Origin of the sequence: Paraflavitalea pollutisoli (assembly GCF_029360705.1) — a bacterium.
Taxonomy (GTDB): Bacteria; Bacteroidota; Bacteroidia; order Chitinophagales; family Chitinophagaceae; genus Paraflavitalea; species Paraflavitalea pollutisoli.
In genome coordinates this window covers 2386759-2402279 of record NZ_JARKMX010000008.1, presented here as the reverse complement: position 1 = coordinate 2402279, position 15521 = coordinate 2386759, and the positions used below count along the sequence as shown (strand labels likewise).

Genomic DNA, 15521 nt, shown 5'->3' with positions numbered 1-15521 from the left:
GCTTAGAGGATGACCAGCTTGTTGACTTTGTAATCCTGTAAGGCGGCGTCATCGGGCGATAACTCCGTTACCAGGTAATCGATCTCCTGCAGATCGGCAATCTTCATTTGCATGGAAGAATTCAGTTTCTCCGCAATGGTCAGTACCGCCACTTTATCTGCCGCCTTGATCATCGCTTTTTTAACCTGGATGGTCTCCCAGTCGGAGTCGGTCAGGCCGTTGGTGACATCGATGGCATTGATGCCCACGATGCAGAGGTCGGCCCGGATGGTAGCCAGGTACGCGAAAACTTCACCGCTCACCGTCATCTGGCTGTACGCAGAGATCTGTCCGCCGATCATGATCGTTTTGATCAGGGGCTTGTCCAGCAGTTCAACCGCCGTCAATGGATTGACCGTGAGAAAAGTGGCGCGCAGGGTAGTGGGGATCTTCTTGACGAATTCACGGATGGTAGTACCGCCGCCGATCAATACGATCATATCGTCTTTCAGCAAGGTCAACACCTTGTCGGCAATGACCACCTTGTTGTTGAGCGAGTAGGTTTTGGAGTCATCACCGATATGATAAGCTGCCGACATCGCACCGCCCTTAATGCGGATCAACTGCCCTTCCTCTGCCAGCTCATTGACATCGCGGCGGATCGTATCCTCCGATACATCGATAAGCTTGACCAGGTCGGCATACATCAACCGGGTGTGGATATTCACCTGTTTGATGATCAGTTGCTTCCGTTCTTTTTTTTGCAGGGCGACCGGGGCCGGCTGCTGGGGCTGGTTGTCTGACATGATCTCCGGGTTGCAATTTTTGCAATAATACGATAATTCCTGCAACCAAGCGAGGCCCGCTTTAGTGTAACTACCCTGTTTCTATTTTACATATTGATTATCAGTTAATAAGTATTTTAATATCGCTTGTTAACTAGCAGTTAAGTTTATATTTCAGAAAACAGGCATCAGCAGAATTTGCAACGGGCTATGAATTAAACTGCAAATTATTTGCAGTATTTGAATTATTTGCACTAGGTTTGGTAAGTCTTGCAATTTTTACGCTATACCATAACTAACGCTCATGAAGAAGATTTCATCAACAGGACTATGCCTGCTCGGCATGGTCTGGCTGCTCACCAGCACGCTCGCAGGCGTTGCACAAACCGGGTCCGTAGTGACCGGAACGGTTAAGGCCGGTAATGAACCCGTTACCGGGGCTACCATCACCCTCGCCGGCCAACGCAAGGCGGCCACCGTCACCGACCAGACCGGTTCTTTCTCGCTCACCATTCCCGCCACTTCCCGGACCGGCGATGTTCAGCTGACCATCAGTTCCATTGGATTTGCTACCCGTACGGTGGCATTGTCCGCCGGACAAACCCGTCTCGACATCGAACTGCAACGTGACAGCGGCGCTGTGCTCTCCGATGTGGTGGTCACCGCCCTGGGTATCCGCAAGTCGCGCAAGTCCGTCACCTATGCGATGACGGAAGTTGGCGGCAGTGAATTTACCCAGGCCCGCGAAAACAATGTGGCCAATGCGCTCACCGGCCGTATCGCCGGGGTCAATGCTACCGGCCTTTCGACTGGGCCCGGCGGCTCCAGTCGGGTCGTTATCCGTGGCAATGGTTCGCTCACCGGCAATAGCCAACCCTTGTATGTGATCAATGGCATGCCCATCGACAACAGCGTACCCGGTGGCAGCAGCACGCCCAACGGCAGCACCATCCGCAACAGTACCGATCGCGGCGATGGTATTGCCGCCATCAATCCGGATGATATCGAATCGATTTCCGTGTTGAAAGGAGGAGCCGCCGCGGCCCTGTATGGATCACGCGGCGCCAATGGCGTCATTCTCATTACGACCAAGAAAGGCCGCTCGCAAAAAGGGATCGGTGTCGAGTACAATGGAACGCTGACGCTCGAAGATGTGGCGGTGTTTCCCGATTATCAATACGAGTATGGTCAGGGTGATGGCGGCGTAAAGCCCACCACACTGGCCCAGGCACAGGCCACCGGCCGTCGCTCCTTTGGGGCCCGCATCGATGGTTCTACCGATTATATGGCAGCGGATGGTAAGACACATCCCTACACGGCGCAAAAAGACAACCTCAAAAACTTTTACCAGACGGGCTCTACCTTTACCAATACGGTAGCCCTCTCCGGTGGCAACGAAAATGTGGTGTACAGGTTATCCCTGTCCGACCTCAACGCCAAAAGCGTATTGCCTACCAATACCTACAACCGCAAAACCGCCAACCTCAATATCTCCGCCAAACTGAGCGATAAGCTTCGTTTGGAATCTGTGATCCAGTACAACCTGGAGAAAGGCAATAACCGGCCCATCGCCGGCGATGCCCTCGGCAATCCCAACTGGACACCTTATGAAGTGGCCAATACCGTCGATATCCGCTGGCTGAGTCCCGGCCACGACGCCCAGGGCAACGAGATCGTCTGGAACGATGCCGGCATTGTGACCAACAGTTATTTTGTGATCAACAAGTTCAAGGAAACCGATACCAAGAATCGTTTTATCGGACAGGCGGCCATCAGCTACGATATCCTGAAGAACCTGTCTGTGAAGGGAACGGTTACACGTGATTTCTACAATTACAATTTCACCAGCATTGTACCCACGGGTACCCAATACTGGCCCAACGGACAGTACGACGGTATCAAGTCCGATGTATCGGAAACCAACAGCATGCTCACTGCCACCTATAAAGGAAATGTCGGCAGCGACCTCGGTTTTACCGTACTGGTAGGTGGCAATACCCGCCGTTTCAAGTCGGATGAGCTGACCCTCGCCGGCCGTGATTTTACCACGCCCTATTTCTACAGCTTCTCCAACCTCTCTACCGCTTCCACCACACCGGTCGCGGGGGATGTAAAGACCAATTCGCTGTTTGCCTCGGTCGACTTCGATTATAAAAGTGTGTTGTTCCTCACTGCCTCCGGGCGGCAGGACTGGTTCTCTACCCTCAGTCCGTCGAGCAACAGCGTATTTTATCCCAGTGTCGGTACCAGTTTTATCCTGTCGGATGTGTTGAGGATGCCGGCGTCGGTGGATATGCTTAAGCTACGTGCTTCCTGGGCCCAAGTGGGTGGCGGTGGCCCCGATCCTTATGCGATCAACCTCGCGTATGCCAGCGTGCCCAGCGCCAGCAGTGTACCGTTGCAGAATGTCAGCTCTGCGGCGATCACCAATGCCAACCTGAAACCCTTTACCTCTACGACACTGGAAGTAGGCTTGTACTCGCAGCTGTTTGGCGGACGATTGGGGCTCGATGTAGCCGTGTATGACCGAAAATCCTCCGACGATATTGTGAGTGTGCCCATCTCTACAGCTGCCGGCTATACCAGTGCCATCCTCAATTCGGGTGAACTCAGTAATAAAGGCATCGAGTTGTTGCTGGATGGTACGCCCATCAAGCGCAGTAACTTTAGCTGGAATGTCAGTTACAACGTTGCGTACAACAAAAGCGAAGTGTTGAAGCTGGCCGATGGTATCAGTACTTTCTCGCTGGGTAACTCCGTCAACGGCAATGCTTTTATCAATAACAAGGTAGGCAGCACCTATGGCGCTATCTATGGTTTCCGCATGTTGCGCGATGCCAATGGTACGGTCGTGTACGATCCCAATGCCAACCTGCCGTTGCAGACGGATGTAAACCAGGAACTGGGCAAGGGGGTACCACCGCTCACCATGGGATTGACCAACCAGTTCCGCTACAAGAACTTTTCACTCGATGTGCTGGTGGATGGCAAATTCGGCAACAATATATTTTCGGTGATGGAAGTGTATGCTACCCGCCTGGGCCTGATGAAGTCGACCCTGGCCGGCCGCGAAGGTGGGTTGAAGCTCGAAGGGGTGACCAGCAATGGGGCCAAATACAGTTACACGGTACCGTCCAATAACCTGCGGGCGGCGTACTACAACAACCTTAACCGCTACACCGAGTTGTTTGTGCACGATGCCAGTTTCGTCAAACTGCGCCAGGTGATCCTGTCGTACAAAATGCCGGAAAAATTCCTGAAAGGGTTAGGTGTACAATCGGCCAATATCTCACTGGTCGGCCGCAACCTGCTGATCCTGTACAAGAAGACCGACAACTTCGATCCTGAACAAAGTTTGTCCAACGGGGCTGCACAGGGTATCGAATCCATCGGATTGCCCCGTACCCGCTCTTATGGCATCAACCTGCAATTGAAATTCTAACCACACCATTTGATCGTTATGAAACAATCATTGTCAAACTATACCAGGCTGTTGCCGGCCCTGCTGTGCACTGCCCTGTTCGCATCCTGCGATAAAGACTTCGAAGCCATCAATACCAATCCGAATGCGGTATCGACGCCCACGCCGGCCTATATCTTCAGTAAAGCCGTGTACGACGCCGCGCTGAATAGCGGTAATGTCAGCAAGCTGTTGCTGGGTACCATGCAATACACGACCAGCTTCAACGATGTAGAAGGCTTTGGGTCGAAGTATGTGGCGGCGCAGGTCAACCTGAGTACAGCCGTGTTTACCACGGCCTATCCTGCCCAGATCAATGAGATCGGCGAAGTGATCAAGGCGGTGAAAAGCGATCCCGCCAAGGTCAATCTATATGCGGTCGCGCGTATCTGGCGGGTGTATTGCTTTAGTCGTCTGACGGACCTGTACGGCGATATCCCTTATACGGAAGCGGGACAGGGATATAACCTGTCTTTGTTTCAACCTAAGTACGATGCACAAAGTGCGATCTATGCCGATATGTTGAAAGAGCTGGAAGAGGCGGCTGTAGCGCTCAATCCGGCCAACGCTACTACTTTCGGTGCTGCCGACCTGGTGTACCAGGGCAACACCCAGCGTTGGAAGAAGTTTGCCTACTCTTTGATGCTGCGCCTGGGCATGCGGCTCTCGAAGGTCGATGCCAATGCGGCGAAGTCCTGGGTAGCTAAGGCGGTAGCTGGTGGCGTGATCCGGGATGTGGCCGACCTCGCTAAAGTAGACTATGTAGGCTCTGGCCAAAACATCAACAAGAACCCGATCGCGCTACAGTTGTTTAATGATAATTATGTGAAAGCCGATGGTATCAGCAATCCCGAAGGGGGCAAGTACCACCAGGCATTCATCGATAGCCTCAAAGCGAATAACGATCCGCGACTGCCTGTGCTCTCCGTCGTGTATGTAAACGGCGTGGCGACTACTACAGAGAGTCTGCAAAAAGGATTGCCTGCCACCATCAATGGTACAAAACCTGCCGATTTCGTAACTTACTCCGAACCGAAGCAAACGACGGTCCTACGGCAGAATGCGCCCTTGCTCATTTTAACCGTAGCCGAAGCCGATCTGTTGCTGGCAGAAGCTGCCCTGCGTGGCTGGTACAATGCCGAAACGGCGGCCAGTCTGTATGAAAAGGGAATCCGCTCGGCCATGTTGCAATGGGATCTCATTGCTGGTACAACGGGTGCTGTGGAGGCTTCGCGCATCAATGGTTATGTGACAGCGCATGCTTTGAAAACCGGTGCCGGGATGGAAGCACAGATAGAGCAGGTGCACCAGCAGTTATGGGTAGGCCTATTCCCGGATGCCCAGGAAGCCTGGAACAATTACCGCCGCACCGGCTATCCGGCCCTGGTACCGAATAACTATCCCGGCAATGCGACCGGTGGCAAAATACCACGTCGCTTCATTTATCCGGTAGCTGAGCAAACACTCAACCGCACTGCTTATAGTGATGCCGTCAAAAGGCAGGGTACTGATGACCTGCTGACAAGGATCTGGTGGGATAAGCAATAACGTACCCGATCCGATATCCTGCGTAACCGCACCCAATAACGCACCATGCTGAAACGACACTGGCTATTGCTGTTCACGATTTGTTGGTGGCAGCTTACGATACAGGCGCAGTCATCGATCATACCAAGGCCGGTTGCCTACCGGCCCGATGCCGGGGTATTTGTGCTCGACGCCGATACGCGCCTATTACTTACGGAGCCTGCGCTGGCAGGTGCCGCACAGCTACTACAACGTTATGTGCAGGAAGCGGGTGTGCCCGTGGCGGTGGCAGCATCCTCCGGCGGCAACGCTATCAGCCTGAAGGTGGATTCCAACAGGGTGCCCGATCTTGAAGGGTACCTGTTGCAGGTTACTTCTACAGCTATCACCTTGACCGGGCACGATCTTGCAGGTGTATTACATGGCATACAATCGTTGCGACAGCTGTGGCAACCGGGCAATGCCAGGTTGCGCATTCCTGCCTGCGAGATGACCGACCATCCACGTTTTGGCTACCGCAGCATGGCGCTCGATGTGAGTCGCCACTTTTTCTCCATCGATTTTTTACAGCAATACATCGACCTGCTGGCCCTGTACAAATTCAATACTTTTCATTGGCACCTGACCGATGACCAGGGTTGGCGGATAGAGATCAAAAAATATCCCCGTTTGCAGTCTGTCGCGGCCTGGCGCTCAGCTACGTTGATCGGGCATAAAAAAGAAACACCGCATCGGTTTGACGGAAAAAGATATGGCGGCTATTATACCCAACAGGAAGTAAAGCAGTTGGTGCGGTATGCTGCTCAACGGGGCATTACCATCATTCCGGAAATAGAAATGCCCGGCCACGCGCTGGCTGCCCTGGCGGCTTATCCGCAGTTGGGGTGTACGGGCGGCCCTTATGCGGCGGCTCGTTTCTGGGGTGTATTTGATGATGTCTTTTGCGCGGGCAACGACAGTGTATTTACCTTTCTGCAGGATGTGCTGGATGAGGTCATGTACCTGTTCCCATCGACCCGCATCCATATCGGGGGCGATGAATGTCCCAAAACACGTTGGCAGCAATGTGCCCGCTGTCAGCAACGCATGAAAGCATTGTCGCTAAAAGACGAGCATGCGCTGCAATCCTGGTTTGTACAGCGCATCGAGCAATACCTCAACAGTAGGGATAGGCAGATCATCGGGTGGGATGAGATCCTCGAAGGTGGTCTGGCCCCCAATGCCACTGTCATGAGCTGGCGGGGTGAGGAGGGTGGATTGCAGGCGGCACAACAACGGCATCCGGTGATCATGACGCCCGAAACGCATGTATATTTCGATTACTACCAGTCGCGCCGGAACCGTGAGCCCGTTGCTGCTGGTCACTATACGCCCTTACAAAAAGTGTACAGCTACCGGCCGGCGGCTACCCTGGCTGATTCCCTGCAACGGTATATAATAGGCCTCGAAGGGCAGGCCTGGAGTGAATACCTGGTCAGCGAACAGCAGGCGCGTTATATGATCTTTCCGCGGGCAATGGCCCTGGCCGAAGTGGCCTGGTCGCCCGATAGCCTGCGCCAATACGATCATTTTCTGTCGAGACTGCGGGGGCAAACGCGACTGTTGCAGCAGTACGGGATAACAGCCGATAACCGGTTCGATGAAGTGGTGCTGGACAAAGTGACCACCCGTCCTGGTGCCGTCTTGTTAACGCTAAGCAGTACCGCTCCGGAAGGAGCAATCCGCTATACGCTCGATGGCAGTATGCCCGGTCTCAACAGCCTGCACTATACGCAGCCGGTTGTCCTGACCAGGAGTGCCACCTTGAAAGCGCAGGCTTTCGATCGGCTGGGTCGTGCGGTGGGTTCGGTGCTGGAGCAGCCGGTTACGGTGCACAAAGCGACCGGTGCAGCGGTGCAGTTGACCAATAAACCACTGGCCCGGTGGGATCCAGGGAGTGAAGCCCTTGTCAATGGTATACAGGGTACCCACCGGTACAACGATGCACAATGGTTGGGTTTTAGCGGCAGCGATGGTGAAGCCATCATCGACCTGGGCAGTGAGCAATCCATTGGGCAGGTGCGGATGAACTGGCTCAATTACCACTGGCAACGTATCTGGGCACCCGTGGTGCTAGAGATCGCTGTTGCCGATGAAGGAAAGTCCTTCAAAACAGTTTTTACACAAACCCATTTTGGGATCAATGGCATCAATCCGGTCAAAGCGGTTATCGGCACCTTGCCGGTACGGTATATCCGGATCAAAGCCATCAATAAAGGACTGCTGCCGCCGGGCGAATATGGGGCGGGCAGCCAGGCGCTGCTGATGATCGATGAGGTCATCGTAGAGTAGTAGCCCGCTTGTAGCATTGTATAACACCAGTAACTTGTTTGTACATGTCATTTGTGATCGTCATTGTTTGTATTGCGGGGCTGATCCTGCTCACCACCCGGTGGAAGGTGAATGCCTTTCTGGCTTTTCTGCTGGTGTCGATACTGGCTGGCATACTGCTACAATTGCCGTTGAAGCAAGTGGTCGGTTCGCTGCAAAAAGGGATTGGTGATACCCTGGGCTCGCTAACTATCATCATCGTGTTGGGCGCCATGCTCGGTAAACTCGTGGCGGAGAGTGGGGCGGCCCGGCAGATCGCCGGGGTGCTCATGAAAGCCTTTGGTCCCCGGTATGTACAATGGGCGTTGATGATCGCGGGATTCATCATAGGTATTCCGCTCTACTATGGGGTGGGGTTTGTGCTGATGGTACCCCTCATCTTTTCGGTCATTTACCAGTACCGGTTACCCGCCGTCTATATTGCGCTGCCGATGCTGGCCGCCTTGTCGGTAACACATGGGTTCCTGCCGCCCCATCCGGCCCCGGTAGCCTTGGTGGGTCAGCTGAAGGCCAGTATGGGCCATACTTTGTTGTATGGCTTGATCGTGTCTGTGCCGGCCATCATAGTGGCAGGTCCCTGTTTTGCGCGTTTTGTGCGTCACGTGCCCGCGAAGCCGTTGGATACTTTCAAACCGGCCGATATCGAGGCACGCTTGCTGCCCGGTGCTGGTATCAGTTTCTTTACGGCCCTGTTGCCGGTAGGTTTGCTGATGCTGACCACCGCTTTGCCGTATTGGATGGCCGACAGCCCTGCATCGGTAAAAGATACGCTCGTTTTTATCGGTGATCCGGCCGTGGTGATGTTGTTGTCGCTGCTGGTAGCTATTTTTACACTCGGAAAAGCGGGTGGTAGATCCATACCTGCTGTCATGAACCTGCTGGCGGATTCGGTGAAAGACATTGCCCTGATATTGCTGATCATCGCGGGCGCCGGTGCTTTGAAGCAGGTGCTCACGGATAGTGGTGTCAGTCAGCAGATCGGTGATGCCTTGCAACAATGGCCCCTGCATCCGCTGGTGCTGGGTTGGCTGATGGCGGCGATCATCCGTGTTTGTGTGGGCTCGGCCACAGTGGCCGGCCTGACCACCGCCGGCATTATTGCGCCGCTGATGGAACAAACAAAAGTGGATCCCAGTCTCATGGTGTTGGCGGTCGGAGCGGGTAGCCTGTTCTTTTCGCACGTCAACGATGCGGGATTCTGGTTGTTTAAAGAATATTTCAATTTGAGTATCAGGAATACCTTGAAAACATGGTCATTGATGGAAACCATCGTTTCGGTGGTGGGTTTGATCGGTGTACTGCTGTTAAGTTTGTGGATCTAAAAACGAAATCATGAAGGATTTGACAATTGCAAGTGCAGAGGAACAGTTTGCTAAATTAGGACTTAGCTTACCGCCGGCGCCGGCACCATTGGGTGTGTACAAACCAATGCTCATCGATGGGAGGTACCTCTATGTGTCTGGACATGGACCCGTACAGGACGATCGTTCGCTCATCATTGGCCGCATCGGTAAAGACATGGATATGGAGCAGGGAAAACTAGCTGCACGCCAGGTAGGCTTAACGATCCTTTCGACCATCCGCACGCATGTGGGAAGCCTGGACCGGGTTAGGCGCGTGATCAAAGTGTTGGGAATGGTCAATTGTACCAGCGATTTCGAGCGCCATCCTTATGTGATCAATGGCTGCAGTGAATTATTTGCCGCCGTTTGGGGCGAAGAGCACGGTATCGGTGTACGGAGCGCGGTAGGTTTTGGCTCTCTGCCCGATAATATTCCGGTGGAAATTGAAGCTGTATTTGAATTGCATTGATTGGTAGCAGGAATTAAATGAATGATATGGAATGGTATACGATAGAAGGAGTGGAGGAGATCGACTCGCCGGCCCTGGTAGTGTATGCTGACAGGGTGCGGGAAAACATCCGGCAGGCAATAGCGATACAGGGTGATGTGCACTTGTTACGACCGCACGTCAAGACCAATAAGATCGCAGAAGTGTGCCGGGAGATGCTGGAGCAGGGTGTCACCCGGTTCAAGTGTGCAACCATTGCCGAAGCGGAAATGCTGGCCTTGGTGCAGGCGCCCGATATTTTGCTGGCTTATCAACCGGTAGGTCCCAAGCTGCAACGCCTGTTGCAGTTGATCAGGACGTACCCGGCTTCCCATTTTTCCTGCCTGGTCGATAATGCCCAGGTAGCGGCTGCACTGTCTGCCGGGGCTGCTGAAAAAGGCATCGTCCTCGATGTGTATATCGACCTCAATGTAGGCATGGGGCGTACCGGTATTGCTACCGGTGAGGCCGCCTGGACATTATACGAGCAATTGACAACATTGTCTCACATACATGTCGTCGGCTTGCACGCCTACGATGGTCATGTCAAAGAGGTGGATCCGTTGTTGCGGCAACAGCAAAGTGATGCGTTGTTTCGCCACGTGCAGGACCTGGCCCGCCGCATCGCCCAGCAAAGTGGGAAGGCGCCAGTGATCATTGCCGGCGGTTCGCCAACTTTTCCCACGCATGTGCACCGGGTAGGGGTGGAGTGTAGTCCGGGTACCTTCGTGTTCTGGGACAGGAGCTATAAACTACAGATGCCCGAATTGCCTTTCGAGTATGCCGCCCTGGTATTGAGCAGGGTGATCTCTGTGATCGACGCGCAAACGATCTGCATCGATCTGGGACACAAATCGGTGGCAGCAGAAGGTCCATTGCCGCGTGTGTATTTTTTGAATGCGCCCGAAGCCGTTCCGACAGGTCAAAGTGAAGAGCACCTGGTGTTGCGGGTGCACGATGCTGCCCAATACCGGGTAGGCGATGTGTTGTATGGGGTGCCGAACCATATTTGTCCTACCGTGGCCCTGTATGAGCGTGCACTGGTGATCGAGGATCACCGGTTCATCGGCGAATGGCGCGTGGTGGCCCGCGACCGGAAGATCACGATCTGAGTGGTGCCCAAACTGTCTTATAGTATTGAATGGCCTGAAAAGAAAAATAACATGTTCACGATAGATGCACACCTCGACCTTAGTATGAATGCCATGGAATGGAACCGCGACCTGCGTTGGCCGGTCATGGATATCCGTGCCAGTGAGCAGGGGCAAACAGATAAGCCCGACCGTGCGAAAGGTACCGTTGCACTGCCCGAGCTGCGGAAAGGCAGGGTAGGGTTGGTGGTGGCTACACAGATCGCGCGGTATGTAGGACCGGGTAATCCGTTGCCGGGCTGGCATTCACCACAACAAGCCTGGGCACAAACGCAGGCGCAGTTGGCCTGGTACCGGGCGATGGAAGCTGAAGGAGAGATGGTGATGATCAAAGACCTGGCGGCGCTGGAAGATCATATCGCATTATGGAACAATGGTCAGCCTGATGAAGGAAAGCCCATTGGTTATATGCTCAGCCTGGAAGGAGCCGATTCATTGGTGACCCTGCAGCACCTGGAAACAGCGTATGGATATGGATTGCGGGCGGTAGGCCCTGCGCACTATGGTCCTGGTCGTTATGCCAATGGTACCGATGCTACGGGGAATTTGAATGACCAAGGTAAAGTCTTGTTGCGCGAAATGGATCGCCTGGGCATGATACTCGATGCCACGCATTTGTGCGACGATGCCTTCTGGGATGCGATGCGCATCTTTAAAGGACCAGTATGGGCCAGCCACAACAATTGCCGCAGCCTGGTCAACCATAATCGCCAGTTCAGTGACGACATGATCCGCGAACTGATCACGCGGGGTGCAGTGATTGGTGGCGCACTCGATGCCTGGATGATGGTGCCGGACTGGGTACGGCAGCAATCTACGCCGGAAGCCATGCAATGCAACCTCGACAAACTGATCGATCATCTCGATCATATCTGCCAGCTGGCCGGTAATACGCTACATGTAGGGATTGGCACCGATCTCGATGGCGCCTTTGGGAAGGAGCAATGTCCTTATGACCTGGAGACCATTGCCGATCTGCAAAAGCTGCCGGGATTATTGGAGAAAAGAGGCTTCACGACGGAGGATATTGAAAACATGATGCATGGCAATTGGCTGCGCTTTCTCCGAAAAGCGTGGGCGGAATAAGCTATTTTCCATCTTCTATCTGAACGACTTCATATTTATTCTTGCCATCTACGCTGACAGGCTGGTAGTAAGTTTCACCGATCTTGACATAGGTCTGATCGCCGATCTTCACTTCTTCACCTCCATCGGGTAGGTTGTCTACCACGGCACCGGCCGGTGGCGCTACTACCTTGTAGCCGCTGCCCGACTTTTCATAATAGGCACCGCCATAGTAATAATTGGTGACATTGTTGACGACCACCGGCTGGTTGCCGGAGGGAATCGTCGTTACGGTGCCGCCCACCGGTGCCTGCACCACCGTATAGCCGTTGCTGGCCTGTGAATACCATACGCCCTGATCGTAGTGGTACTTTTCGTTCTCAACCGATACCACGATGGCGGTGACGGCCAGGGTAGCTACCAGGAATCCCCAGGGATGCCAAACAGGACCCCAGACAAAAGGCCGATAAGGGTGATAGATATAAGGATGGTAACAATAATAACGTCTTCCGCCATAGGCATAGGGAGGTCTTGGGTAGTAAGAGATGGGCCTTGGCCGCACAACCGTGTTCCGGTTGTTGAAGGAATTAAAGTTCCGGCTGTTGTCGACGTTGATGTTGATGTCACGGTTGTCGACGTTCACCTTGTTGCCTACATTGGTACGGTTGCCGATATTGTTGTTGCTTCTGTTGTTGACGTTGTTGGTGCGGGAGTTGTCGGTGATGTTGCGATTGTTGTTGTTATTGTTGCGATTGTTATTGCCGATGTCGCGGTTGCCGGTATTGCGGTTGTTGTTGGCAGGTCGGTTATCGTTGCGGGTGGCGCCACCGATGGTGTGGTTGCCGCCAGGATTGGTGCGCACGTTGCGGTCGGGCGATTTAACGGCGCCGCCATTGATGCTGCGGGGATTGCCGCCTCCGGCACGTACGCCACCGCCACCACCACCAGGTCTGCCGCCACCTCCCCGTGCGCCACCGCCTCCGCCACCATGGCCAAAGCGTTGCGCCAATACATCGTCTGCGTGGCAGATCAGGAAGAATACGAGGAAAATGCCTATAGGATGAATGTGTAAACGCATACGGGATGATTGATAGGTTATCGTTCGTCGGTGGCGAGCATTCGTACCTGGGTCACACCGGGTGGAGGCTGGAAGTTGAACATGGCTAGCGGTAAGGAAGGGTTGACCTGCCAGTTGCTGAAGGAGGCTTCGTATTGCGGATGGCCCGATTGTCCGGTATAGGTGATCGCATAACGCACTGGCAGGTTAAAGGCATCGTTGGCGATCCAGAACTGCATGGTCATCTCTTGATTGGAAGCCAATACATGAAAACATTCCTGTCCGTTGATGGTGGTACGGCCCAGGAATTTGACGACGTCCGCATGGTCAAGCAGGTCGTCGGTGAAGGTGGGGTAGAAGAAGTCGGCAGCGGGAAACTCCATCTCGTACCATTTGCTGACGCTGTCGATCATCTCGATCGTTTTCTCCGGCACACGCAACAAGGCGTAATTTTTTTCTTCCTGGTTATAATGGGCCAGCACACCGGCGTTGAACCATAACGCACGATGGCCCCGGGGTCCCTGCGCATTGACCAGTAGCTTGTCGTTGCCGGACAGGTATACCTCGTATTGGGTGAATTGCTTCACTTGCAACCCGTGTGTGTCAACCACATCGCGGCTGCTTTGCACGGTAAAATGGCAGCTTTCCAGGTCGCCGATCACATCACTCATGCGGTCGATGAGGAGGATGGCGAGTGAGTCCTGCTGCCTGCCTTGCGCTTGGCCTGGCAGGCACAGGACTGCGGCTACTAAACAGGTGAAGAGTTGCTTCATCATGGAGGGCGTGGCGCTAAATGCCGGGAGTAAGACACGCGTGGAGGGCCATTACCGCCAGGCCGGCGTGTTTTTTTTGAAGTCACCCGTTTTACGATCGCGGAATGCCTTGCCCCTCTTTTTATAAAAAGCGTTGCTGGTGGCGCAATCAGTTGGCCACCGGTGTCTTATCTGAAAATGAAGCAGGATGAAAAAGAAGGTCCTTAACTGGTTGTGCTTGTGTACACTGATAGGCCTGTTGTCGGCTTGTGCTGCCTCGAAGAAACCGTCGCCAGTTTGGGTCGATAAGGCCAAGATGCAAGGGCGTACTTTTCACAAAATATTTGTGGTAGCCGTTACGGCGGATATTCCGGCCCAGGTGAGGTTGGAAAAGGCATTGGAGACAGGCTTAACCCGTCGTGGGGTGGAAGTAGTGAAAAGTATCGATGTGATGCCTCCTTCACTCGATAATCCTACCAGACCCAATAAAGATTCTGTGATCGCCCATGTGCAACGTACGGGTTGTGATGCCGTTTTTGCGGCTACGTTGGCCCGCAAAGAAGAGGCGCTGAGTTATACGCCCGGCAATACGACCTTTACCTGGATGGGCGAATTCACTGGCTGGTACGATATGATGTACAGTACGGTCACCCGGCCGGGTTATTTCACCGATGAAAAGAAGTATACGATTCAGAGTATGCTGTTTGATGCGGCTACCCGTCAGTTGTTGCTGGCTGTTGCATCGCCCGTCACGGATCCCTCGTCGCTCGATCAGTTTACCCAATCCTATATCAGCACCCTTGTCAGTCAGTTGGAGGAAGCCAAAGTGATCAAAAAGAAATAGGCCGTAATATAAACGGCCTGCACAAGGCAGGCCGTCGGGCAATAAATATAATGAGCGAGATTAGTCAGCCTTCTTCTTGGCTACTGTGCCATCGGGATTGAAATGTACTTTCTGGTCTTCGGCGCCGTCTTTTTTCAGTTCCACTTTGTAGGTGATCTTGCCGCCTTCGTCAAACTTCTCCGGGTCTTTGATCTTGTAACCGGCATACTGGGTGGTGATGGCTTTCTGCACGGCTGCTGGCAGATCGGTGTGTTTGATATCGGTATCGACGCGCAGGAGCTTGCCGGTGCCATCGATCTTGGCCTTGTGGTTGATCTTGTTGATCTCGAACTTTACTTCATAATGATTCGTCTTTTTCTCCCATTCTACCTTAGCGGGACTCTTGAATTGCGTTTCAAAGGTCTTCACCACAGGGGCGGGCACGGCTGTTTGTGCCAGTTTCTGAGCGGTAGCCGCAGAAACACATAGCAGGAAGCCAAAGGCGCTTAACAATTTTTTCATGACATTGATCTTTTCAGGATGAATAACTGGTTTCTTGGTACAAAGGTAATCAGCTACTGCATTGGTTGGTTAACCCGTTTAGTTATTACTTGCTTACCCTGTGGTAGTTGATGTATATATTATCGATCAGGACCCTGGTACGGCAACGAAAAAGGACCGCCTCCCCCGAGACGGTCCTGATCTTTCTGCCGGATGTTAAT

12 protein-coding genes are annotated in these 15521 nt (G+C 53.5%); 8 read left to right on the top strand and 4 right to left on the bottom strand.

The annotated features are described in order from the left end of the window. Positions 1-2 precede the first annotated feature (2 nt). Complete coding sequence (locus tag P2W70_RS23225; protein ID WP_276483927.1) at positions 3-785, bottom strand: DeoR/GlpR family DNA-binding transcription regulator; 783 nt, start codon at positions 783-785, stop codon at positions 3-5. Positions 786-1068: 283 nt separating this feature from the next. On the opposite strand from P2W70_RS23225, the gene P2W70_RS23220 reads away from it, so the two are divergent. The 7 genes from P2W70_RS23220 to P2W70_RS23190 are packed head-to-tail and all read left to right on the top strand — an operon-like array spanning position 1069 to position 12188. Beyond that, complete coding sequence (locus tag P2W70_RS23220) at positions 1069-4206, top strand: SusC/RagA family TonB-linked outer membrane protein (RefSeq protein ID WP_276483926.1); 3138 nt, start codon at positions 1069-1071, stop codon at positions 4204-4206. Between the two features lie 18 nt (positions 4207-4224). Continuing rightward, complete coding sequence (locus tag P2W70_RS23215) at positions 4225-5772, top strand: SusD/RagB family nutrient-binding outer membrane lipoprotein (RefSeq protein ID WP_276483925.1); 1548 nt, start codon at positions 4225-4227, stop codon at positions 5770-5772. 45 nt (positions 5773-5817) lie between these two features. After that, entirely contained in the window at positions 5818-8082 is a 2265-nt protein-coding gene (locus P2W70_RS23210) for a glycoside hydrolase family 20 protein (RefSeq protein WP_276483924.1), read from the top strand. Positions 8083-8126: 44 nt separating this feature from the next. After that, positions 8127-9443 carry a gluconate:H+ symporter gene (locus tag P2W70_RS23205; RefSeq protein WP_276483923.1) on the top strand — a complete coding sequence of 439 codons (1317 nt, stop codon included), beginning with the start codon at positions 8127-8129 and terminating at the stop codon, positions 9441-9443. Positions 9444-9453: 10 nt separating this feature from the next. Then, entirely contained in the window at positions 9454-9933 is a 480-nt protein-coding gene (locus tag P2W70_RS23200; RefSeq protein WP_276483922.1) for a RidA family protein, read from the top strand. Positions 9934-9959: 26 nt separating this feature from the next. After that, the gene (locus tag P2W70_RS23195; protein WP_276483921.1) at positions 9960-11063 is read left to right on the top strand and encodes a D-TA family PLP-dependent enzyme; all 1104 of its coding nucleotides are present in this window, start codon (positions 9960-9962) and stop codon (positions 11061-11063) included. A gap of 51 nt (positions 11064-11114) precedes the next feature. Then, positions 11115-12188, top strand: a complete 1074-nt coding sequence (locus P2W70_RS23190; RefSeq protein WP_276483920.1) for a dipeptidase — start codon at positions 11115-11117, stop codon at positions 12186-12188. Position 12189: 1 nt separating this feature from the next. Here P2W70_RS23190 and P2W70_RS23185 read toward each other — a convergent pair whose 3' ends face one another. Together P2W70_RS23185 and P2W70_RS23180 are read right to left on the bottom strand one after the other, a co-directional pair. Beyond that, positions 12190-13245 (bottom strand): DUF6515 family protein, encoded by a 1056-nt coding sequence (locus tag P2W70_RS23185; protein WP_276483919.1) that lies wholly within the window; start codon positions 13243-13245, stop codon positions 12190-12192. 17 nt (positions 13246-13262) lie between these two features. Continuing rightward, positions 13263-14000 (bottom strand): DUF2092 domain-containing protein, encoded by a 738-nt coding sequence (locus P2W70_RS23180; RefSeq protein WP_276483918.1) that lies wholly within the window; start codon positions 13998-14000, stop codon positions 13263-13265. Positions 14001-14184: 184 nt separating this feature from the next. Here P2W70_RS23180 and P2W70_RS23175 point away from each other — a divergent pair, with 184 nt between their 5' ends. Continuing rightward, positions 14185-14820: a type 1 periplasmic-binding domain-containing protein gene (locus P2W70_RS23175; RefSeq protein WP_276483917.1), complete on the top strand. Its 636-nt coding sequence runs from the start codon at positions 14185-14187 to the stop codon at positions 14818-14820. A 60-nt stretch (positions 14821-14880) separates the two neighbouring features. Here the strand turns inward: P2W70_RS23175 and P2W70_RS23170 are convergent, their stop codons facing one another. Further along, positions 14881-15321 (bottom strand): PepSY-like domain-containing protein, encoded by a 441-nt coding sequence (locus P2W70_RS23170; protein WP_276483916.1) that lies wholly within the window; start codon positions 15319-15321, stop codon positions 14881-14883. Between the last annotated feature and the right edge of the window lie 200 nt (positions 15322-15521).